The organism is Chitinibacter sp. FCG-7, from assembly GCF_040047665.1.
GTDB lineage: Bacteria > Pseudomonadota > Gammaproteobacteria > Burkholderiales > Chitinibacteraceae > Chitinibacter > Chitinibacter mangrovi.
In genome coordinates, this window is record NZ_CP157355.1 from 1,315,166 (window position 1) to 1,337,636 (window position 22,471).

20 protein-coding genes are annotated in these 22,471 nt (G+C 56.2%); 7 read left to right on the plus strand and 13 right to left on the minus strand.

All coding sequences use genetic code 11. The features are described from left to right. Window positions 1-6: 6 nt before the first annotated feature. Together gatA and gatC are read right to left on the minus strand one after the other, a co-directional pair. Complete coding sequence (gatA, locus tag ABHF33_RS06090) at window positions 7-1,458, minus strand: Asp-tRNA(Asn)/Glu-tRNA(Gln) amidotransferase subunit GatA (protein ID WP_348946604.1); 1,452 nt, start codon at window positions 1,456-1,458, stop codon at window positions 7-9. Window positions 1,459-1,514: 56 nt separating this feature from the next. Continuing rightward, window positions 1,515-1,802, minus strand: coding sequence for an Asp-tRNA(Asn)/Glu-tRNA(Gln) amidotransferase subunit GatC (gene gatC, locus ABHF33_RS06095; RefSeq protein ID WP_157670677.1), 288 nt, complete (start codon window positions 1,800-1,802; stop codon window positions 1,515-1,517). Window positions 1,803-2,034: 232 nt separating this feature from the next. Here gatC and ABHF33_RS06100 point away from each other — a divergent pair, with 232 nt between their 5' ends. From ABHF33_RS06100 to ABHF33_RS06130, 7 genes are all read left to right on the plus strand, one after another. Further along, on the plus strand, window positions 2,035-3,081 hold the full coding sequence (locus ABHF33_RS06100; protein WP_157670678.1) for a rod shape-determining protein: 1,047 nt from the start codon (window positions 2,035-2,037) through the stop codon (window positions 3,079-3,081). Window positions 3,082-3,219: 138 nt separating this feature from the next. Beyond that, window positions 3,220-4,104 (plus strand): rod shape-determining protein MreC, encoded by an 885-nt coding sequence (mreC, locus tag ABHF33_RS06105; RefSeq protein ID WP_348946078.1) that lies wholly within the window; start codon window positions 3,220-3,222, stop codon window positions 4,102-4,104. Next, a complete protein-coding gene (gene mreD / locus ABHF33_RS06110) occupies window positions 4,104-4,610 on the plus strand; it encodes a rod shape-determining protein MreD (RefSeq protein WP_348946079.1) in 507 nt (168 codons plus the stop codon). The genes mreC and mreD overlap by 1 nt, the downstream gene beginning before the upstream one ends. 37 nt (window positions 4,611-4,647) lie before the next feature. Beyond that, the gene (gene mrdA, locus ABHF33_RS06115; protein WP_348946080.1) at window positions 4,648-6,594 is read left to right on the plus strand and encodes a penicillin-binding protein 2; all 1,947 of its coding nucleotides are present in this window, start codon (window positions 4,648-4,650) and stop codon (window positions 6,592-6,594) included. Then, window positions 6,587-7,699, plus strand: a complete 1,113-nt coding sequence (gene rodA / locus ABHF33_RS06120) for a rod shape-determining protein RodA (protein ID WP_348946081.1) — start codon at window positions 6,587-6,589, stop codon at window positions 7,697-7,699. The genes mrdA and rodA overlap by 8 nt, the downstream gene beginning before the upstream one ends. Before the next feature lie 182 nt (window positions 7,700-7,881). After that, window positions 7,882-8,841, plus strand: a complete 960-nt coding sequence (locus tag ABHF33_RS06125) for a septal ring lytic transglycosylase RlpA family protein (protein ID WP_348946082.1) — start codon at window positions 7,882-7,884, stop codon at window positions 8,839-8,841. A gap of 198 nt (window positions 8,842-9,039) precedes the next feature. After that, entirely contained in the window at window positions 9,040-9,387 is a 348-nt protein-coding gene (locus tag ABHF33_RS06130) for a DUF805 domain-containing protein (protein WP_348946083.1), read from the plus strand. Window positions 9,388-9,456: 69 nt separating this feature from the next. Here the strand turns inward: ABHF33_RS06130 and ABHF33_RS06135 are convergent, their stop codons facing one another. The 11 genes from ABHF33_RS06135 to ABHF33_RS06185 all read right to left on the minus strand — a co-directional run bounded on the left by ABHF33_RS06135 (window position 9,457) and on the right by ABHF33_RS06185 (window position 22,440). After that, window positions 9,457-9,792 (minus strand): YnfA family protein, encoded by a 336-nt coding sequence (locus ABHF33_RS06135; RefSeq protein WP_432803958.1) that lies wholly within the window; start codon window positions 9,790-9,792, stop codon window positions 9,457-9,459. Between the two features lie 100 nt (window positions 9,793-9,892). Then, the gene (gene yidD, locus ABHF33_RS06140) at window positions 9,893-10,252 is read right to left on the minus strand and encodes a membrane protein insertion efficiency factor YidD (protein ID WP_348946084.1); all 360 of its coding nucleotides are present in this window, start codon (window positions 10,250-10,252) and stop codon (window positions 9,893-9,895) included. Between the two features lie 144 nt (window positions 10,253-10,396). Beyond that, window positions 10,397-13,216 (minus strand): EAL domain-containing protein, encoded by a 2,820-nt coding sequence (locus tag ABHF33_RS06145; protein WP_348946085.1) that lies wholly within the window; start codon window positions 13,214-13,216, stop codon window positions 10,397-10,399. A 138-nt stretch (window positions 13,217-13,354) separates the two neighbouring features. Beyond that, window positions 13,355-14,665: an amino-acid N-acetyltransferase gene (gene argA / locus ABHF33_RS06150; RefSeq protein WP_348946086.1), complete on the minus strand. Its 1,311-nt coding sequence runs from the start codon at window positions 14,663-14,665 to the stop codon at window positions 13,355-13,357. Window positions 14,666-14,763: 98 nt separating this feature from the next. After that, on the minus strand, window positions 14,764-16,236 hold the full coding sequence (wbaP, locus tag ABHF33_RS06155) for an undecaprenyl-phosphate galactose phosphotransferase WbaP (RefSeq protein ID WP_348946087.1): 1,473 nt from the start codon (window positions 16,234-16,236) through the stop codon (window positions 14,764-14,766). Between the two features lie 14 nt (window positions 16,237-16,250). Next, window positions 16,251-17,336 (minus strand): glycosyltransferase, encoded by a 1,086-nt coding sequence (locus ABHF33_RS06160; protein ID WP_348946088.1) that lies wholly within the window; start codon window positions 17,334-17,336, stop codon window positions 16,251-16,253. Continuing rightward, window positions 17,333-18,163, minus strand: a complete 831-nt coding sequence (locus tag ABHF33_RS06165; protein ID WP_348946089.1) for a glycosyltransferase — start codon at window positions 18,161-18,163, stop codon at window positions 17,333-17,335. Before ABHF33_RS06165 ends, ABHF33_RS06160 begins: the two co-directional genes overlap by 4 nt. After that, window positions 18,154-18,975 (minus strand): glycosyltransferase, encoded by an 822-nt coding sequence (locus ABHF33_RS06170; protein ID WP_348946090.1) that lies wholly within the window; start codon window positions 18,973-18,975, stop codon window positions 18,154-18,156. The genes ABHF33_RS06165 and ABHF33_RS06170 overlap by 10 nt, the downstream gene beginning before the upstream one ends. Next, window positions 18,972-20,105: a glycosyltransferase gene (locus ABHF33_RS06175; protein WP_348946091.1), complete on the minus strand. Its 1,134-nt coding sequence runs from the start codon at window positions 20,103-20,105 to the stop codon at window positions 18,972-18,974. Before ABHF33_RS06175 ends, ABHF33_RS06170 begins: the two co-directional genes overlap by 4 nt. Next, window positions 20,102-21,112: a glycosyltransferase family 2 protein gene (locus tag ABHF33_RS06180; RefSeq protein WP_348946092.1), complete on the minus strand. Its 1,011-nt coding sequence runs from the start codon at window positions 21,110-21,112 to the stop codon at window positions 20,102-20,104. The genes ABHF33_RS06175 and ABHF33_RS06180 overlap by 4 nt, the downstream gene beginning before the upstream one ends. Next, a complete protein-coding gene (locus ABHF33_RS06185) occupies window positions 21,109-22,440 on the minus strand; it encodes an oligosaccharide flippase family protein (RefSeq protein ID WP_348946093.1) in 1,332 nt (443 codons plus the stop codon). Before ABHF33_RS06185 ends, ABHF33_RS06180 begins: the two co-directional genes overlap by 4 nt. Window positions 22,441-22,471: the final 31 nt, after the last annotated feature.

The window sequence follows — 22,471 nt, forward strand, 5'->3', positions numbered from 1 at the left end:
CTCCGTTTACAGTTGCGGCGCGCGTGAGTGCCAATCGGTGACTTGCTGATATTGGTGCGCGACGCCGAGCATTTTGGCCTCGGCGAAGTAATTACCAATAATCTGCAAACCAATTGGGTGGCCATTGCTCGCAAAACCAACGGGGACGCTCATGCCCGGCAAGCCGGCCAAGTTCACGCCCAGCGTGTAGATGTCTTCCAGATACACGGCGATCGGGTCGGCGTTTTTCTCGCCGATATTCCACGCGGTAGTGGGCGTCACAGGCCCCATGATCACATCGCATTGCTCAAACGCGGCCTGGAAATCATTGGCAATCAGGCGACGGATTTTTTGCGCTTGGATGTAGTACGCATCGTAGTAGCCGTGGCTGAGTACATACGCGCCGGTCATGATGCGGCGCTTCACTTCAGCACCAAAGCCTTCCGAGCGCGTTTGCTCGTACATATCGTCCAGATTGCCGGTTTTAGCGGTGCGATGGCCGTAGCGTACACCGTCAAAACGGCTCAGATTGCTGGAAGCTTCAGCCGGGGCAATGACGTAATACGAGGGGATCGCGAGCTTGGTATTGGGCAAGCTGATGTCGACAATGGTCGCGCCCAAGGCTTTGTATTGCTCTACCGCAGCTTTGATTGCAGCGGCGACTTCAGCATCTAAACCTTCGGCGAAATATTCGCGTGGCAGGCCGATTTTCAGGCCAGCTAACGGTGCATTCAAATCGCGGGTGTAGTCTTCCTTGGCGTGCTCCAGACTGGTGCTATCACGCTCATCAAAACCCGCCATCACGTTCAGCATCAGCGCGCAGTCTTCCGCCGTTTTGGCCATTGGGCCGCCCTGATCGAGCGAGCTGGCGAACGCCACCATGCCGAAACGGCTCACGATGCCATACGTTGGCTTGATGCCGGTAATGCCGCAGAACGCCGCGGGCTGGCGAATCGAGCCGCCGGTGTCGGTGCCGGTTGCGACTGCCGCAAAACCCGCCGCCACTGCAGCGGCCGAGCCGCCCGATGAGCCACCCGGTACGGCCTTGGTATTCCACGGGTTTTTCACCGGGCCGTAGAAGCTATTTTCATTGGCCGAACCCATTGCGAATTCGTCCATATTGGCTCGACCGACGACGACAAAACCGGCTGCGTCGCAGTTTTCAGCCACTTGCGACGAGTACGGCGCGATAAAGTTGTCGAGCATTTTGCTGCCGCAGCTGGTTTTCCAGCCTTCGTGGCAGAAGATGTCTTTGTGAATCAGTGGCACGCCCAACATCGCTCGTGTGTCGCCTGCTGCGCGTGCAGCATCGGCGGCGGCGGCGACGGCGAGCGCTTTATCGGCATCCACCGTAATCAGCGCGTTCAATTGGCTATTGTGCGCTGCGATCTGTTTCAGGCATTCGCTCACCAGCGCCACCGAAGTGGTCGTACCGGCAGCGAGTGCGTCAATTTGCTGTTTTAAAGTGTTCATCACTATTCAGGCATCAGCTGCGGGTTACACCTCACACCTCACACCTCACTCCTCACACGTAATCACTCGATAACTTTCGGTACCAGATACAGGCCGTTTTCCACACTGGGCGCTACGGCCTGGAAGGCATCGCGGCGATTCGGGGCGGTGGCGACATCTTCACGCAGGCGCAACATCACGTCCTGCGCATGCGCCATCGGCTCGATACCGTCGGTGTTGACGGCGCGCATTTCTTCAATCAGCGCAAAAAGTTGATTGAGCTGAGACTGGCTCTCTTGCACCTCATCGTCGCTGACCGCAATGCGGGCCAGTCGTGCAATGCGGCGTACATCGTCCTGTGACAAAGACATGGTCGTATTTACCCCGTAAAACCTTCAATAACGTCAACACAATAGGGTATCATATCGGGTTTGTTTCTCCCACCCGCGCGCTGGTCGCGCTGAAAACGGGAACAAGAGTAGATGTACGTGCGCTGTACCAATGCCGCAACGCAACATCGAAACACCAAATTTCAGGGAATTGATGGGCAAAGCATCGCCGATTGATGCCGCTTTATACCGCTATAGACACGTGAGATTCGCAATGTTTGGACTTCTTTCCGGCTACTTTGCCAACGATATCGCCATCGACTTGGGCACCGCCAATACTCTGATCTACATGCAAGGCAAAGGCATCGTGCTTGACGAGCCATCCGTAGTTGCCATCCAGCAGGAAGGCGGCCCATCGGGCAAGAAAACCATTCTGGCCGTTGGCGCGGAAGCCAAAAAAATGCTGGGCCGCACGCCGGGCAATATCAATGCAGTGCGCCCGATGAAAGACGGCGTGATTGCCGACTTCACGATTACCGAACAGATGCTCAAGCAGTTCATCAAGAAAGTGAACCCAAGCCGCATGTTTTCATCGCCACCGCGCATCGTGATTTGCGTTCCTTGCGGCTCAACGCAAGTAGAGCGCCGTGCAATCCGCGAATCGGCGCTGGGCGCTGGCGCACGTAAAGTGGAATTGATCGAAGAACCAATGGCCGCAGCGATCGGTGCTGGCCTGCCAGTGGAAGAAGCCACCGGCTCGATGGTGGTGGATATCGGTGGCGGCACCACCGAAGTGGGCGTGATTTCTCTGGGCGGTATCGTTTACGCATCCAGCGTTCGCGTGGGCGGCGATAAATTTGATGAGTCGATCATCAACTACATCCGTCGTAACTACGGCATGCTGATCGGTGAAACCACCGCTGAAGAAATCAAGAAACGCATCGGCTCGGCCTTCCCTGGCGCTGAAGTGCGCGAGATGGAAGTGAAAGGTCGCAACTTGGCCGAAGGTATTCCACGCTCGTTCACGATTTCTAGCAACGAAATCTTGGAAGCGCTGACCGACCCGCTAAACCAGATCGTGTCGGCAGTAAAACAAGCGCTGGAACAAACTCCACCCGAGCTGGGCGCCGACATTGCCGAAAAAGGCATGGTACTGACTGGCGGTGGCGCATTGCTGCGTGACTTGGATCGTTTGTTGATGGAAGAAACTGGCCTGCCGGTGATCGTGGGCGAAGATCCGCTGACTTGCGTGGTGCGCGGTTCGGGCAAAGCGCTGGAGAAGCTCGACAAGGGCGGCATTGGCATCTTTACCAACGACTGATTGGTGAGGAGTGAGGTGTAAGGGGCAAGGCGTAAAACCTGCGCCATCCTTGCGCGCCGTTCAACACAGTTTTATTCAGAACAAGGGAGGGTGTGATGCACAACGCCTCACACCTCACTCCTAACTCCTCACAAAGACATGCAAGCCACTCAACCTACGTTCTTTAAGCAAGGCCCCAAGCCACTCACGCGGGTGTTGATTTTCTCAACCCTGTCAGTGGCTTTGATTATTGGCGACGCTTACTTTCAGCTCCTTGGCCGCGTGCGCGAGCAGGTCTCTGTCGTGCTGTATCCGCTGCAGTGGCTCGCCACTGCACCGACCAATGCGGTCATCGAAGCCAGCGCCTTTTTGCAAAAGCAAAGCCATCTGATCGCCGAAAACCGCCAGCTCAATGATGCCAAGCTAATCGCACAGGCGCAGGAAATGCGGCTGAAAGCACTGGAAGCAGAAAATGCCCAGCTGCGGGCGCTGAAACTGGCCAACGAGCGCAATCCGCGCCAAAGCCAGCTGACGCAGATTTTATACAATGGCCGCGATCCTTTTGGCGCCAAGCTGATTGTTGACCTAGGGCAACGCTCGGGCGTGAGCGCCGGACAAATCGCGCTCGATGCCAGTGGTGTCGTCGGCCAGGTGATCCGCGTGCAGCCGATGACCAGCGAAGTGAGGCTGATTTCCGACCGCGAACACATGGTGCCAGTGCTGGTAGCGCGTAACCAGCTACGCACCGTGGTGTATGGCACCGGGCGGCAAAACCCGCTGGAAGTGCGCAATATGGCACCCAATGTAGACATCAAGCCAGGCGATATTCTGCTGACCTCGGGGATTGATGGTATCTATCCTGCTGGCTTGCCCGTGGCCAGAGTGAGCAAGGTTGAACGCGCGGCGGGCAATGCCTTTGCCCGTATCCAGTGCCAGCCACTGGCCCAGATCGACCAGCACCGCTTCCTGCTGCTGCTTAATGCGCCCGCACCATTGCCAGCCTATCCGCAGACTACACCTGCACCCAAACCAAAGGGACAGTAATGCCGATCAGTCGCCAGATGTTGCGCCCTGTTGGGGGCGGCTTTATTTTCTTTTCCTTTATCATTGCTCTGCTGATCAATCTGTTGCCCTGGCAAATCAGCAGCGTCAGCTTTGCACCTGATTTTGTCGCCTTGCTGATCGTCTACTGGACGCTCAATCAGCCACGCCGCTTTGGTATTGCCAGCTCGTTTGTGCTGGGCATACTGATGGACGTGGCCGATGGCAATGTGCTGGGTCAGCATGCGCTGGCCTATACCGTCATCGCCTATCTGGCGCTGTCGCGCCAACGCCAGCTGGCGGTATTTCCATTCTGGCAGCAGGCACTGGTGGCACTCGCCCTGCTGTTTTTATCGCAAGCCATCATGCTGGGTATTCGCATGAGCATGGGCGCGAGCTTTATCGGCTGGGGCTATTTTGCCGGTACGCTGCTGGCGGCCTTTCTGTGGCCACCGCTATCGAACCTGATGATTATGTACCAGCGCAAGGACGTACCGGACGAGCTATGAAGTACAGTCACTTGCTTGCACACGGACGCTTATCCCGATGAATCGCCGTGTCGTTATGAATCAGCACGGCGAGCGCAATGCCTTTCAGGTGCGTCTGGCCGCTGCCGCGTTTTTTATTCTGGCCATGTTCGGCGTGCTGGTCGCCCGCTTTGTCTGGCTGCAGGTCATGCAGCACGATCGCTACCTGACGCTGGCCGAGCAAAACCGCATTTCACTGGTGCCGATTCCACCGTCACGCGGCATTATCCGGGATCGCAATGGCGTGGTACTGGCGCACAATTTCTCGGCCTATACGCTGGAAATCACGCCATCCAAAGTGGGTGATCTAGAAGAAACCATCACCCGCCTCAAAGGCATTGTTGATATCACGCCTAAAGATCGCCGCCGTTTCAAAAAGCTGCAGGAAGAAACCAAAGATTTTGAAACGCTGCCGATCCGTACCAAGCTCTCCGACGACGAAGTCGCCCGTTTTGCCGCGCAAAGCTATAAGTTTCCCGGCGTTGAAATCAAGGCACGTCTGTTCAGGCAGTATCCGCTGGGCGAATCGGCCAGTCATCTGATCGGCTACATCGGCCGGATCAATGACAAAGACATCAAGCAGCTAGAAGACGATGGCCGTCTGGCCAATTATCGCGGTACCGATCACATCGGCAAGCTGGGGCTGGAACAGAGTTACGAGGAATACCTACACGGCATCACTGGCTTTGAGCAGGTCGAAATCGATTCAGGCGGCCGCGCAGTCCGCACGCTCAAACGCACACCACCGCAATCGGGCAAAGATTTGACGCTGTCGGTTGATATCAAACTACAGCAAATGGTCGAGCAGCAATTTGCCGCTCGCCGTGGCTCGCTGGTGGCGATTGACCCGCGTACCGGCGGCATTCTGGCGCTGGTGTCGCAGCCGGGGTTCGATCCCAACCTGTTTGTCGATGGCATTGACCCGCAAAGCTGGTCCGAGCTCAATGAATCACTCGACAAGCCTTTGCTCAATCGGGCCATCCGTGGCGAATACCCGCCCGGCTCGACCTTCAAGCCCTTTATGGCGATTGCCGCGCTGGAGCTTAATACACCGATTGTGAATCAGGTGATTTCCGACCCCGGCTATTTTATTTACGGCGGCCATCGCTTTAATGACTCGAAAAAAGGCGGCTACGGCTCGATGAGCTTCGATCGCTCGATTGCGCTCTCGTCCGACACCTATTTCTACCAAATGGCCGTGCAAATGGGCATCGACAATATCGCCAAATCAATGGCCATGCTCGACTTTGGTGTGCCCACCGGGGCCGATCTACCCGGCGAGCGCCCAGGCATTTTGCCCAGCCCGGAGTGGAAGAAAAAACGCTTTAAAAAACCTGCCCAGCAAAAATGGTATTCCGGTGAAACCGTCTCAATCGGGATTGGCCAGGGCTATAACGCCTACACACCGATGCAGCTGGCCCATGCGACCGCCACGCTGGCCAACCGTGGCGTGATGTTCAAGCCACACGCCGTGCAATCGATTCTGGATGTGGCAACCGGCAAAAAAATGATTGTGGAGCCCAAACCGGTCAAAACCATGCCGTGGAAGCCGCACAACATCGAACGGGTTATCCGCGGGATGGAAGGCGTAATGACCGTGGGTACAGGCGCTGGGGTTTTCCGTGGCGCTCCTTATGTTTCAGCGGGCAAAACCGGCACCGCGCAGGTATTTAGCCTGAAAGGTGCCAAATACAATGCCAACGCCATCAAGGAGCGCCTGCGCGACCACTCGTGGTTTATCGCCTTTGCACCATCGGACAAGCCGACGATTGCACTGGCGGTCATCGTTGAAAATGGCGGCTTTGGCGCGCAAGCTGCTGCGCCGATTGCGCGCAAAGTGCTTGATTATTATCTGACAGGCAAACTGCCGCCAGATCCTGCTGCACTCGCAGCTTCGGCAGCAGCCAAAGCATCTGCACCGCAACCAGCATCCACCGTATCAGCCGAGGTAGTGCCGCGTGATTAAGCATCTCTGGGATCGCATCAAACGGCCAATTGATCCGTGGCTACTGCTGTTTATTATTTTCCTGTTTATTGTGTCGTCTGTTCTGCTGTATTCGGCGTCCAATCGTGATCTGGACAAGGTGATGGATAAAGTCACCTTTATGGGCATTTCGCTGTTTGGCATGTGGTGCATTGCCAATATCCAGCCTCGCGTGCTGATGCATCTGGCCTTGCCTGCGTATATCGTCGGGGTGATTCTGCTGCTGGCGGTCGAGTTTTTTGGCGTCACCAGCCATGGTGCCACGCGCTGGCTCAATATCGGGATTACGCGCATCCAGCCCTCCGAGTTGATGCGCCTCGCCCTGCCGCTGATGCTGGCGTGGTATTTCCACCATTTTGAATCGACGCTGAACTGGCGGCATTTTGTCGGTGGTGCGCTGATTATTGCTGCGCCATTTATCCTGATTCTGAAGCAGCCCGATCTGGGGACCTCGCTCTTGATTGCCTCATCAGGCTTTTACGTGCTGTTTTTTGCCGGGCTGTCGTGGCGCTTTATTGGCCTGATGTCGGGCTGCATTGCGGTCTTTGCCTATATCGTGACGCATTGGGATATGTGCATCAATGTGCTGCACGAATATCAATGCCGCCGGATCGCCACCATGCTCAACCCAATGGAAGACCCGCTAGGTGCGGGCTACCACATTATTCAGGGCACCATCGCGATTGGCTCGGGTGGCTGGTTTGGCAAAGGCTGGCTGGCTGGCACGCAAACGCATCTGGACTTTATCCCCGAGCGCACCACCGACTTTATCTTTGCTGTGTATGGCGAAGAATTTGGTCTGGTCGGCAATTGCATTCTGCTGATTCTGTATCTGCTGGTGATTTTCCGCGCTCTGATGATTTCCAATAGCGCCAATACGCTATTTGGCCGCCTGCTCGCAGGCGCGATTGCGATGAACTTCTTTACCTATGCCCTCGTCAATATGGGCATGGTCACCGGTATGTTGCCTGTTGTTGGCGTACCCTTACCGCTGATTTCGTATGGTGGCACGTCGATGGTCTCGATTCTGGCTACGTTTGGCCTGTTGATGAGCATCCAGCGTGACCGATCACTGATGAAAGGTTGAGGCGGCTGCGGTGCTGCGTGAGTATTACCTGTGCAGGTTCCTAGAAGCCACCGGATTGTGTTGCAGCCTGATGTTCTATTCCCACACCCCCCGCCCTCTCCCTGAGAGGGGGCCTCGCTAAGCGAGCGGTGTTCTTTTGGAATCAACGCAAGGCTGGGTGTTTACAGGATAAAGGCTTAGAAATGAAATCAAGTAGCAAGGGTATATTAATCGGGGCATTGCTGATCAGTGCTTGTAGCACAACACCCCCACCCAGTACCCCCAGCAAGCCAGCCCCTGTTCCCACGGCCACACCGGCCAGCACGCAAAGCAGCTCGCCATCGCCCTATCGCTGCACTTACGCCCCGAAAGCCGGAAATGGTGCGTTTTACAAAGACGATGGCCCGATGAGCGATTTGCCTAGCAATCTCGATTACATCGCCGAGCCCACGCCCCGCTGGGAGCCACTGCACAAATGGGCCAATCGCCCCTATACCGTGCTGGGTTTGTCGTTTACGCCACTACAGGCTCCCGGGCAATTGCAGGAACAAGGCATGGCCAGCTGGTACGGGCGCAAGTTTCACGGCCAGAAAACCAGCACCGGCGAAGTCTATGACATGTTTCAGATGACCGCAGCGCACCCCAGCCTGCCGCTACCGAGCTATGCGCGCGTCACCAACGTCAAAAATGGCCGCAGCGTGATTGTGCGCGTCAATGATAGAGGTCCATTTCATAAAGGCCGCGTGATGGATCTGTCTTTCCTCGCTGCCTGCCGCCTGGGCTATGCCACGCATGGCAGCGCCGAAGTCAGGGTGGAAAGCCTGCTGCCGGGTGATGCGCCCAGCCAGATTGTTAGCGCGGCAGCGCAGCCATTACCAAGCCGTCCACCTGTAAGCGCCACTGCCCCGCGCCCCATCCCGGTGAGCGATCAGGCTGGCGGCGTGTTTGTCCAGCTCGGCGCATTTAGCTCGGCGCAAAATGCCGACAATTTCAAAGCCCATCTGGCTCGGGAGCTGGATCAGGATACCGACAAACTAAGCATCCAGACAGCCAATCAGCTTTATCGCGTCCGCCTTGGCCCTTACGCGAGCCGTGATCAAGCGCTCGGTGCGATCAGCCGGATTACCGGCGAGAAAAACCTGCAAGCCGTCATTAGCCGCTAGCGGTGGACGGCTGGTTTGCCGATCATACGGGTGTTGATTTGGAGGGCTGGCAATCCATAACTGCACGCCAGATTGACGGTGCTGACACATATCCGGCACGAAATTGACGGGATGATTTCATTTTTTCTCTGGCAATAGAATAATAGCTAGCCAAGCTGGCTTTCTATGACCTTCTATCACTCACCGAGCAGAGCGACTATGACATTCCAAGAATCCATCCAGACGTGCTTTAAAAAATACGCCGATTTCAATGGCCGCGCCTCACGCGCCGAATATTGGTGGTTTGCCTTGTTTATCTTTTTGGTCAGTGTGGTGCTGGGCATTGCCGGGGCGGGGCTGGTTTCAGGCCTGTTTTCACTGGCCACCCTGGTTCCGAGTCTAGCCGCCGGTGTTCGCCGCCTGCATGATCTGGGCAAAAGCGGCTGGTTCCTGCTGCTCTCGCTGATTCCGGTGATTGGTGCCCTTGTGCTGCTCTACTGGTTTATTCAACCAAGCAGCGATAGCAACCAATACGGCGAGCCTGCTGAAGGCATCGCTCAGGCATAGGCCACAAACTGGCATCAGCCCATCCACCAGCCACCGACACCGGTGGCTTTTTAGTATCTGCATTCAGCGCTACTTGCTCAGCGGCTGCAAAGCAATCACGGCCATGCCCAGCAGGGCCAGCGCTGCACCTGCCAGATCCCAGCGCGTGAGCGTAATGCCGTCCACGAATCTAAGCCAAAGCAGCGCAATCACAATATACATGCCACCGTAGGCCGCATACGTTCGCCCCGCAGCACTGGGGTGCAAAGTGAGTAACCAGGCAAACAGCGCCAACGAAACCGCCGCCGGGAGCAATAGATACAGCGGCTTGCCCTGTTTGAGCACCAGCCACGGCAGATAGCAGCCGACAATTTCAGCCAGCGCAGTCATGGCAAACAAAGCGGCGATGCGCAACAAGTCCATCATACTTACTCCAAGTAAACAGGGTATATCTCTACAAGGCAATTGGGCATTGACCTATAGATGTATACATCAAGGTAATTTTCCCGTTTCGTGCTGATTTTTGCTAGCGCCTGAACAGGCTGCGTTTTTTTGGCGGTCTGGGGTTTTTCTTCGAGCGGCTGGGCCAGTCGCAGCTGAGGCAATCAAGGCAATCAGGATCACAGCCCGGATCGCAATCGCCGCGCTGGTAGCGCGATGGGCGTGGCGGCATACTGACTGCATGTATATCGCTGCAGCGCTTTAAGCGATTGCGTAGCAGGGCTATACCCCTGATTACACCAAAACGCCGGATGACCCGATAACCCAAAGCCGAGCAGCTGGCGCGCCCGGTGTGGCAGCGATAGGCGCAGTGAAAACCTTTATACGGCGAGAGGTAGCGCTGGTAGGCACGAATCAGCAATAAGGCCGCGGCGCGTGCAGACATTAGCAGGCCGTTGAAAAAGGTAGCGAGAGGCTCAAAGGCAAGGCCAAAAATGGCGAAAAACCAGCGTTTACAGGTAGTAAATGAGGATTTTGAGCCATTTTTAAACGCAGAATTTGAGTCTCGTCGTCGTTTTTCATCGGCATGCTAGCGCAGCCCCGGGTGATCACGCTGTGGTTTGTCCAGCCAGTAACCTTGCACCTGGTCAACGCCAAACTCGACCAGCATATTGAAAATGGCTTCGTTTTCGACGAATTCGGCGATGGTGACTTTACCTAAATCGTGGGCAATGCTCACCATGCCGCGCACAAAGACCTGGCTGTCGGGGTCATTTTGCAAATCACGGATAAACAGGCCGTCGATTTTCAGTACATCGGCTTTCAATTGCTTCAGATAGGCAAACGAGGCAAAACCTACGCCAAAATCATCCAGACACACCACGCAGCCAGTGGCACGCAAGGCATCGATAAAGCGCTGCGCATCGGTCATATCGGACACCGCCGAGGTTTCGGTCAGCTCGACCAGCAGGCGCTGCGGGCAAACCTGATATTGCGCCAGCAGATTATGGATGTAGGCAGGCAATTCCGGGTCGTCAAACGAGCGACCAGACACATTGACCGCAATCGACGGGCAATCGGGATAATTGGCGAGCTGGCGAATCACCTGCGCAATCACCCAGCGATCCAGATCGAGAATCTTGCCGGTTTTTTCGGCGTGCGGAATGAAATGATTCGGCATAATCACGCCATTGGGCGCTTCGGCGTCTTTCATCCGCACCAGCGCTTCCAGATGCGCCAGCGATTTGTCATGGCAGTAGTAAATGCCCTGGAAATGCAGCTCGAAGCCGTTGTTTTCCAGCGCATCAACAATGCGCTCTTTCCACGACAGGCGGCTTAGCTCGTTGCGCGAGTGGTCGGCATCGGGGCGATACAGCCGCCAAGTGCCTTTACCGGCCGCCTTGGCCTGATACATCGCCGAATCGGCGTGCGCAACCAGATCTTCGGCGTTTTCAGCGTGCTGCGGATACAGCGCGACGCCGACCGACGTACTCGGGCGCATCAGGTGCGAGCCCGCCATAAACTGGATTTGCGAAATCGAGCTGACAATCCGGTCGGCCAGCTTGCTGACTTCAAACTCGCCACATTCGGGCAACAAGACCGCAAATTCGTCGCCACCCAGACGCGAGAGCACTTCGTGGCGGCGCACCTGTTTGCCGATTTCGCGGGCAATCGCCTTGAGCAGCTCGTCGCCGACGGCGTGACCAAAGCTGTCGTTAACATGCTTGAATTCGTCCAGATCAAAGAACACCAGCGCCATCGATTGCTGGCGGCGATCTGCCTCGGATACCATGCGCTCCAGTTCCTGCTGGAAGCGATGGCGGTTATACAGGCCAGTGAGCGCGTCGCGCTCGGCCAGATTGACCATATGTTCAGCCAGCGCACGCTGCTGCGTGACATCCTCATAGACCCACAGGCGACCATTGGTATTGCCTTTCTGATCGAGCACGCGGTAGCAGTTCTGCGTCACGATCCGGCCATCATTCATCGTGATTTCGCCAAACTCGACCCGATCTTCCATCAGCGAGAGTTCTTCCAGATAGATAGACAGAATATCGCCCATGGCCGGGCGATTATCGGCCTGCTGCAGCACCTGGCCGATCGGGCGATGGCTATTGAGGTCGCTGCTGGATACCCCCCATAGCTCGCAAAATGCCGGGTTGAAAAACACCACCCGGTTATCGTTATCCAGGAACAGGACGCCAAAGCGCATCGCCGCCAGCAGCGCCAGCATGCGGGCACGCTCGGATTCGGCGCGCAGCAGATAGCTTTGCCCCAGCGACTGGATCTGCCGCAGCTCGACCACGGCCTTGCGCAATGCCAGCCGATCGTCTTTCATTTCCGAGTTATCGCGCAAGCTGGCGCGCAAGCCCAGATACTGGCCCTGCGCATCGATCAGCGGCATCCAGCTAGCCGAAGCCCAAAACAAGGTGCCATCGCGCCGCACGGCACGGAATTCATAATCCTGCTGCACGCTACGCTCTTGCAAGGCCTGCTTGAGTGCGGCGTCAAAACGCGAGCGCTCTTCGGACGTAGCGAGCGATAGTGGAAAATCGGGCAGCAGTTGGCACTCATTGACCGAATACCCGGTCATGCGCTCAACCGAGGCATTGACCCAAACCAGTTTGCCCTCCGGGTCCAGCCACAATTCAGTACTGTAAGTGTGGTCGGCAATCGCGTGGAATTTGGCTTCCGACTGCGACAGGGCGTAGACGCGCTCGCGAATCACGCGGGCCATTTCATTAAAGCGGCGGGTAATCTGCGCCACTTCATCATGCCCTTTGGGCTCGGCCATCGCTTCAAAATGCCCCTGGCTCGCCGTTTCAGCTGCGCTGATAATGCGGTAAAGATGCCGGGTGAGCCAAATGCCCAGCACAGCCATCAAAACAATCGTCACCATCAGCCCGGCCACCAGCGCCAGCGCGCTTTGCCAGAGCAGGCGCTTGGCCGCGTCGTGCATGATGGCATTGGACAGGCCAAAACGCAGCTCGCCAAGCGACTCGCCGCCCTGCTCGATCCGGGTGGCGGCATGAATCAGCACCGGATCGGTCTGATCCATCGTCGCCACCGTGGTCAGTACGGGCAGCTGCTGCGAGACATCCCAGCCGCGTGCGGCAATAATCTGCTGCTTGGCATCAAGCAGAATCAGGTAGTCAATGCCGTCATTGGAGCGAATGCCATCAAGCAAATCGCTGGCCTTGGCCAGATCACCCCCCGCCAGCGGCGTGGTAAAAGCAGCGCTGAGCAAGCGGGATAATTCCTGCACCCGCACCTCGGTGACGTGCTGCACCATTTCGCTCCAGATTCTGGAGGTATTGAAAAGCAGAACGATCAACAGCAGTGATTGCACCAGAATACTGGCGCCAATCAGGCGGGCTCGCAGCGAGGAAAAGGCGGAAGGACTTGGCATAGCGTGGAGCTTACTATTTCTTGACCCTTCTGGACTAGAAAAATACAGAAAATGGGGCAAAACCACATCGGAAAAACCGGCCAAATCCTAGGGTCTGTTGAGATTTGATTCACAATCGCAAATCAAATCTCAAGCAGGCTAGCGCGTCAGCGACTTAATAAAGACTTTCGAGCGGCGCTGGTAGTTATAGAGCTGTTTTTTCTCGATCGGCAGCACGTCCACCGTCGCCTGCGTAAAGCCGCGCTCGACAAACCAGTGGCTGGTGCGCGTCGTCAGCGCGAACAGCTTCTCCATCCCCAGCCCACGCGCCTGCTGCTCGACGTGGCGCAGCAAATCGGCACCACGATCTTCATCACGATAATCGGGATGAATCACCAGGCAAGCCAGCTCGGCCATCCGGCTTTCGGCAAACGGGTGAATCGCCACAATGCCGATAATTTTACCATCGTGCTCCAATACCGAGTACCGGTGTACCTCGCGCTCCAAGAGCTCACGCCCCCTCTTGACCAATACCCCCTGATCTTCCAGTGGTTCGATCAGCGCCAGCATCCCGCCAATATCGTCAATCGTGGCGTGGCGCAGCGTTTCTAGCGAGGCGCGCGAGATCATCGTCCCGATGCCATCGTGGGTAAACAGCTCCATCAGCAAGCTGCCATCGACGTGATGTGTCACCAGATGCGCCCGCTTCACACCATAGCGCACTGCGCGGATCGCACAGGGCAGATAGAGCTGCACGTCTTCGTTCACGTTCGGATGATCGGCCAGAAACTGCTCGGCCTCTACTGCAGTCAGCTCGGTTTGCAGCTCGCCCGCCTCATCAACGACGCCTTGCGAGCCAAACATAAACAGCAATTTATCGGCTTTGAGTGCAATTGCCGCGCTAGTGGCGACGTCTTCGAGCGTTAAGTTGAAAATCTCGCCAGTGGGCGAATAGCCGATGGTCGACAGCAGCACCATTTCGCCGTCATCCAGCCGGTAATTAATCGCAGTCGTATCGACCTTGCGCACTTCACCTGTGTATTGCAGATCGATGCCGTCGCGCACGCCCATCGGTTGGGCAGTCACAAAATTACCCGCCGATACGCGAATATCAGCGTTCGCCATCGGCGAGTTGGCCAGCCCCATCGATAGCCACGATTCAATCTCAACGCGCACATGACCGGCGGCCTGAATCACGCATTCAAGCGCCTGCTGGTCAGTCACCCGCACGCCATTGTGATATTGCGGCGGCAAGCCGCGCTCGGCCATCCGCGCCTCGATCTGCGGCCGTGCGCCATGCACCACCACCAGGCGCACACCCAGACTGGTCAGCAGATTAATATCGTGCGTCAGCGTGGCAAACTTGCCATCGCGTACCACCTCACCGCCCAGCGCAATCACAAAAGTACGGCCACGAAAAGCGTGGATATACGGCGCAGCCTGACGGAACCATTGAACAAAATCTTGCATTACCTACCTCCGGTAGGTGAGGAGTAAGGCGTGAGGCGTGAGGGGTAAAAGCTTTTGACTTTACACCTCACATCTGACACCTAAGACCTCACACACGCCTAATACGCCCCGCGCCCGCTGACCACCGTACGAATGGTTTTGCAGACAATCGCGATGTCGTACCATAAATTCCAGTTTTTCACGTACCACGCATCCAGCGCCACGCGCTCGGCATACGTTGTGTCGTTGCGCCCGGACACCTGCCACAGGCCCGTCAGCCCGGGGCGGGCTTCCAGATAGAAATCGACTTTATCACCGTAGCGTTCCAGTTCGGCGTCAATGATCGGCCGTGGGCCAACCAGACTCATTTCGCCTTTTAATACATTCCACAGCTGCGGGATTTCATCCAGGCTGGTTTTGCGCAAAAACGCGCCGATACGGGTAATCCGCGGATCATTCTTGAGCTTGAAGTCCAGCTCCCACTCGGCTTTGGCTTGCGCGTCGCTCGCGAGCAATTTTTCCAGCACTTCCTGGCTATTGTGCACCATGGTGCGAAATTTCCAGCATTTGAACGGCACGCCATTCATGCCGATACGCACATGACCGAAAAACACCGCGCCGGGGCCGCCTTCTTTCTTGATCCGCAGCACCACATAGGCCAGCAACGGCGACAGCAACAGCAAACCGACGCTAGCGCCAAACAAGTCAAACGCGCGCTTAAGCAGGATCAGCGGTTTGACCATCAGATTATTGCGCACGCGCAGCAGCAGCACTTCATGACTAAAGAAATGATGCGGCACCACGCCAAACAAGGGCAAACCGGCGATTGGCGGAATAATGTGGATGTCTTTGTAGCGCAGCGACAACTGCTCAACCTGACTCCCCAGCTGGCGCAGCTCTTCTTCATCGACCGCAATCACCACATGCGGGCGGCCATGATCGCTCAGCCATGGCAGCAAGTCCTCGCGCGCCAAGCGCACAACAGGTAAAGATGCTTGACCAAAAGTCAGCTGATCAGGCGCTTGCGCGTCAATCGACACAAAGGCCTGCACCTCAAATCCAAGCTGGCGCTCGGACGTCATCGCCCGATAGGCCTCTTGGGCATTGATGCCAGCGCCAATAATCACCGTTGGCAGCTGCCAGACGCGCAGTCTGAGCAATAAAGCCTTCATTGCCGAGCGTGCATACGGCAATAAAATCAGCGCCATCCCCCAGGAAACCGGCCATAGAAAACGCGAAATGGTAAATTTGCCCAGCAGCACCAGCATGCCGTTGAGCAGTGCAGCCAGCAACAAGGCGCGCAGCACTTCAAGCAATTCGTCCCAGAATGGCAGGCGCAGGCTGTAATGCCCTCGCCACCAGAAATTGGCCACCGTCATCATGGCCAGACCGAGAAACGCCAGCCCCTGCTGCTGCCCTTCCCAAACCCACCACAGCTCCATGCTCGCACCAATACGGTGGTAGCGAAACAGCCACAGCAGCAACATGGCGATACCAAACGACACGCACAGCGCCAGAAAATCAGCCAGTGCCAGCCAGGGTTTCGCCCGCTCGGCTTGCAAATGCTTGTTTTGTGTATTTTGCGAAGTCACAACTTGTCCATTGATTAAAATCCGTACGCGGCGTAAAGCTCACCCATCATCCGGTCGAGCGAATAATTGGCCTGCGCAAAAGCTCTGGCCTGCGCGCCAAGGCGCAAGCGTAGGTCAGCATCGTTGACCAATTGGCCAATGCGTTGCACAAACTCGGCGGCGCTTTCTGCCAGATAGCCATTTTCGCCATTTTTGACCAGATCGCGATTACCAACGACATTGGTCGCAATCACCGGCAAACCGGCGGCCATCGCCTCGATCACCGCCACCGGCAATCCTTCCCAGCGGCTGGTTTGAATATAGATATCGAGGCTAGCCAACTGCTGCAAGGCAAAGCTACGATCGCACCAGCCGCTGACCGATACCCCGACATTTTTCAGCGCGGTTTCTCCACTCTCATCCCCGCCACCAACCCAGACAAACTCAAGCGGCAAATCACGGCATTGTGCGGCAATATCGGCGAACAATTCGGGATTACGCGCCAAAGTGACGCGCCCAACCGTACCAATTCGCAACACGCCTGATCGTGATGACACCCCAGTCGCAGCAGGAATTGCCGCCAAATCCACCGCATTGTTCACCACTTTCACATTCGGTGAAAGATGTTGCCGTATTTCTTCGCCCTCAGAGGGCGAGCAGGCCAGAAAAGTCACCGGCACACCAGCCAGTATTTTCTCGATCCCTAGGAAAATACTGTTTTTCAAACGCCCTTCGGCGCGCTGCAAAAATGACAGGCCATGCGGCGAAAAAAACCAGCGTGGGCCGCCTTGCCCCGCCCACGCCAGGCTCACCAAACGCCCCACCGCCCCGGCCTTGCTCGAATGCAGGTGCACCACATCGGGCTGCAAGTCTTTAATCCAGCGATACAGCGCACGACCCGAGCGAAAATCATTAATTGGATTAATCGCGCGCTGCATCGGTAAATGAATGCATTTGATCGCCGCCGCAAACAATTGCGGCCAATTTTCCGGCGTTTCCTCGCGTACCGAGTGAATAATCGTCACCCGATGGCCATCGGCACTTTGCCGATTCGCCATCGCCGACACCATAGACAGCGTACCGGCGCCAAAAGATTCAACCACGTGCAGGATGTGTTTCATGCTTTATTCCCGCGTAATTTGGATTTGAGTTTGAACACCAGCTCATACGGCAGCGCCAACAGCGCCGCCGTTCTGGCCATTCCCGCCAAGGCCGCTGGCGAACCATCAAAGTATTTGCGCTGCAGTTTCAATCGCGATTTGAGCTGCACTTGGCGCTTGCCCAGCGAAATACCGTTGGGGTCCAACTCGTAGCGGATCAGCACATCGGGCAGATTGGCCACCTTAAACTGGCGTGCCATCGCCCAGAACATCGCATAGTCTTCGGCCGCAGGCGCATCGAGCGGATACATCCCCACTGTATCGGCCGCTGCGAGTTTAAACATCACGGTTGGGTGAATATACGCCGAGTTTTTTTTCATAAACGCCAGAATGTCGGCGTGCTTGGTCGGATGACGCAATACAAACTGCTCGACGCCCTGCTGATCAACAAAACTCGCCGCACCACCGAGCAATACTACATCCGGGTATTGCGCCAGAAACGAGAGCTGGCGGGCGATACGATCAGATACATTGCAATCACCACAATCGAGCCGGGCAATCCATTCGTAGCCCCGCGCTTTGGCCCAAGCCAGGCCAGCATTGAGCGCGCCTTCGATGCCCTTGTTTTGCGGTAAATTCAAAATACGTAAAGTACCTTGACCTTTAAACGCCGCCTGCGCAGCCGCCGCATCAATAGTCTTGCGCACACTGCCGTCGTCAACCACCAGCACATCGCACGGCTCATCGGCACCAATGCTCGCCAGCGATTTATTCAAGCCTTCCGGGTTATTGTAATGAGGGATCAGCAGCAAAACTGGCTGAGCTGCCTTGTCGTTGTTCAATTCCATTTTCCAATCCCTAAGCCCCGTTTCAAGGCGCGTGTGACCGACAAGGGTAAAACATACGACACACTAGCCTTGGCCAGTTTGATTGCCGAGTTGGCTCGCCAGTCAAAATGTCGCGCCAGCAGTTTTAGCCGCATCGCCTGTTGTTGCCGACGGCGGCTCATCGAGATGCCGCTGTCGTTGTATTCACTTCTGGTTAAAACTTCGGCTAAATTCGCCGTTTGGTAGCGTTTCACAAACTGCCAGAAATAGGCAAAATCCTCCGCCGCCTTGCAATCGAGCGGATAGAGGCCAATTTCGCGCACGCCAGCCACGCGGAACATTACCGTCGGGTGGGTAAAGGCATTGTCATCGTGCATCTGCCGCACAATTTGCTGATGCGTCTGTGGCTGGTGAATGGTAAAGCGATCTTGCTGACGGCCATCGGACAGGCATTCAAAAAAAGTCACCGCCGAGCCTAGCAAATAGATCGCCGGATTTGCGTCAAGATAGCTGACCTGTTTGGCAAAACGATCTGCCGCCACCACATCATCGCAATCAAGCCGCGCTACGTAGTCATACCCAGCCGCCAAAATCGCCTCTAGCCCGGTATTGAGCGCATATTCAATGCCGCAATTGGCAGGCAGATACAAAAAGTACACAACTCCCTGCGCCTTAAACACAGCACGCGCTTGATCTTCGTTGATCGTCGATCGAGCGCTGCCATCATCGACGATAAAGACGTCAATTTGCTCTGTCTCACCAATCGAAGCCAGCGAGGCACACAGACCAGTGGGGTTATTAAAATGCGGGATTAATAGTGCCGTGCGGTTCATAGCGACTCGGAAGATGGCTGGGTTGGAGCAAGCAAGTGCGCCCATTGTTGCAGAATTCGCGCTTGCGAATAATGTGCGGCGCGTTGCTGCAGGAAGTTTTGCAGTAACTGCCGCTGGCCTTGCTGGCGCACAATCAGCCGGGCCAAGGCTTCACCAGTCGCCTCAGGCACAACAAAATCATCACGCCGGCTATTGGATCCATCACCAAACAATTCATATACCCCACCGGCGTTTGTACTGGCAACCAGCAGGCCAATTGGCATAGATTCCAATACCACCAGGGGGCAACCCTCAAACCCTGAGGTTAGCAACAAAACGTCAGCATTGGCCAGATATTCGCCAACATTCTCCCGCCGCCCCGCAAATACCACCTGGGACGTCAGCCGCCTATCCTGCACAGCCGCTTGCAAATCAGCCTCCAGCGGGCCATCACCAACAATGGTCAGCTGTGCGGCCACGCCCTGCATATTGAGCGCGACCAAGGTATCGAGCCAAAGCTGTGGCTGCTTTTCTTCGGCAATGCGGCCAACAAACAGCAGGCGCAGCGGCGCACCTGCCTCGCGCTCAATCCGCGGCAATAGCCCTTGCTGCGCGTCGACAAAATTGGGCAATACCTGCCAGCTTGCAGACGGCGCCTGCTCCAGCCAGCGCGCCATCGAGGTGCGCGCATGCTCGGACACAAACACCAGCTCTTTCAGGCGACGATAAACAAATTGGCAAGCACGGCGATGCACCACATTCATGCGGGCAAAAGCATCGAGCTCATAAAATGGGCCGTGCACCCAACCCAGCACCCGCTTGCCCAAGCCTAGGCTGGCGGCATAGGCCATATACAAGGGCAGCAAAAATGTACCGGCAATCAGCACATCATGTTCGCGCACCACTTGCCGCGCAGCGCGCCAGCCAGCCAGCCAAGTCAGCGGCTTTAAGGGCTGCCACTGACTCGACAGGTCAAGCACCTTGATGTTTTTAATTCGCGAAGCCCATAGATTGCGCGAGCCACCCAGCAGCACCAGCGTCACCTCGAAGCCCTGAGCAGCCAGCCCTTCACCCACCAGCACCGCGCAGCGCTCCACGCCACCCAGCCCGAGGTCACGCAGAAAAATAGCCACTTTCTTCGATTCACTCATGGCTTGATCTTCCGCCAGACACAATCGGACATTGCCAGCCGCAGGCTTTGCTTGAGCATTTTTTTGCGCTCGGCTTTGGGTGGCGGCATGTGCAAGGCGAGTTTCAGTACGCGTGGCAAATCGAGCAGGTTTACGCCGCGACTGCGCTGCAGAGTATCCAGCCAGATTTCACCCAAAGCACCTCGGCTTTCCGGGCGCAGCGCCAGTAATTGGCTGAAAAAATCGACCATCCACAGCCATTCGGCATGATTCAATATCCGGCTCGGCTCGGCCAGCTTGGCGAACTCGGCGGCCAAAGGCTGCAAGGCGACGGGCAAGGCGGTACGGGCGTATTGCTCGCGTACACATTGCGCGGTAATCAGCAAAGCGGCTTTTTTGGCCTGCGTGACCTGCCCGGGGTGGGTGCGATAATGCAGCAGTACTTGCGGAATATTGGCAAAACGCGCGCTCGTGGTTGCAGCGATCTGGCACCACAGCGCGTAGTCTTCGGCATGCGGCGCATCATTTGGGTAAGGGTGCACCTTGAGCAAGGCCGCGCGTGCCAAGATCGACGGATGGGCAATGGGCGTATTAAACAGCAAGGCCAGGCGGATTTCGGCATCGGACTCTGGCGTGTGCCATTCGCCGCTGCGATCACCAATAAAGCCAACCCAGCTACCGCAGATGTCCACCTGATTCGTCTGGCAATAGTCAAGCTGCTTGAGCAAACGATCGGGCGTGCAAATATCGTCGGCATCAATTCGCGCAATCCACTCGCCACTGGCTGCGGCAATGCCTTCGTTCAGACTGGCGATCAGGCCACGATTTTCACGACTAATAATCTTAAAGCGCGGATCTTGCTGCGCAGCTGCCTGCAAAATACTCAGCGTGGTATCGCTTGAGCCATCATCAATTGCAATACACTCCCAGTGCGTATAGCTCTGCAGACTAATTGCATCAATTGTTTGCTGCAGATACTGCCCGGAATTAAAGCAAGGCAATACAAATGAAACCAGAGCTGAACTCACGACACCTCTCCTTGCGCAATTCGAGCATCTTCTTGAGCAATTTGTCGCCGCACATCACGGCATACCTGACGGGCACGCCAGGCAAAAGCGGCGACAATAAAGGCCTCGACAATCAGCACCGATTGCGCGGCGCGCAAACCGGCCTCTTGAGCGCCCGGCACCAGCAGACACATCAGCGCCACATTGAGCACGCCAGCCACAACCAAGACCCGACTAAAATAACGCTCCTGACCAAACACCAGCAAGGTTTGCTGACCAAAGACCAAGGACACCGCGCCGAGCAAAATCACCGGTGCAAACCAGTACAAAATCAGTTGCGAATCGGCCAGCGCCAAAAATGCGCGCGACAGGCCAAAGTCGGCACCAAACAGCGCCACGCTAAGTGGAGTAAATAGCGGCACAAAGAGCGCGAGCGCTAATGTCATCGTCAAACCAATACCGCCTTGAATCAGCAAGGCTTTACGAATCAGGGTCAGCGCACCGGCTTTATTGCTAACCGCCAATTGCGCAATCCTTGGGTACATCGCCTGAATCAGTGGGCCAATCAGCCCCTGCGCGATATACACCAGCTTGCTGGCGGCGGCAAACAGACCAACCTGCACCGGCGCAGCAAACATCCCGAGCAGCACCGTCGTCGAAGTCGTATAGAGGCTGGTTGAAATTGCCGACAGGAAAAACGGCCAGCTGGCGCGCAGCGCATCGCGCAATTCGCCCAGCTGGACAACCACCCATTGCGGCCGCGCAATCCCCCAGCCGCTAAACCACCACACTAAACCTGCCAAAATCTGCGGCATCGCCTGCAAAATCACCGCCAGCACAATATCTTGCGGACCACTGACCCAATACAGCAAAAAGCCCAGCATCAGCGCACGCGCAAACACCATCAGCCCCGAGGCGAGCTGCAGTTTTTCAAAACCTTGGAAATACCACAGCGGAAATAGCACCGAGCTGGCGATATACAGCTGGCTCCATAAAAACACCTCGCTGTGGCTGCGCCAGCTATCCAGGCTAAAGGTCAGCACCAGCAAAATCAGGCTGGAGGCCACCATGAGCAGCACTTTGGCCCAAGTCACACGCCAGAAAATCCGCGCGGCCGCCTTCGGATCATCGCGCACCTGCGCCACATCGCGCACCGCTGATAAATTAAAACCAAAGTCGGTGAGCAGCACACCGTATTGAATGCTGGCAAAGGCAAAATTCATCACGCCAAAGCCTGCGCTACCAAGCTGCACCAGTAAAAACGGGAAAGTTACAAACGAGACGACGTAATTGAGGCCCTGTACCAAGTACAGCGCAAAAATATTCGCCCGCAAACGCGCATCAACCACACATCACCCCAAAGCTGCTCGCAACGGCGAG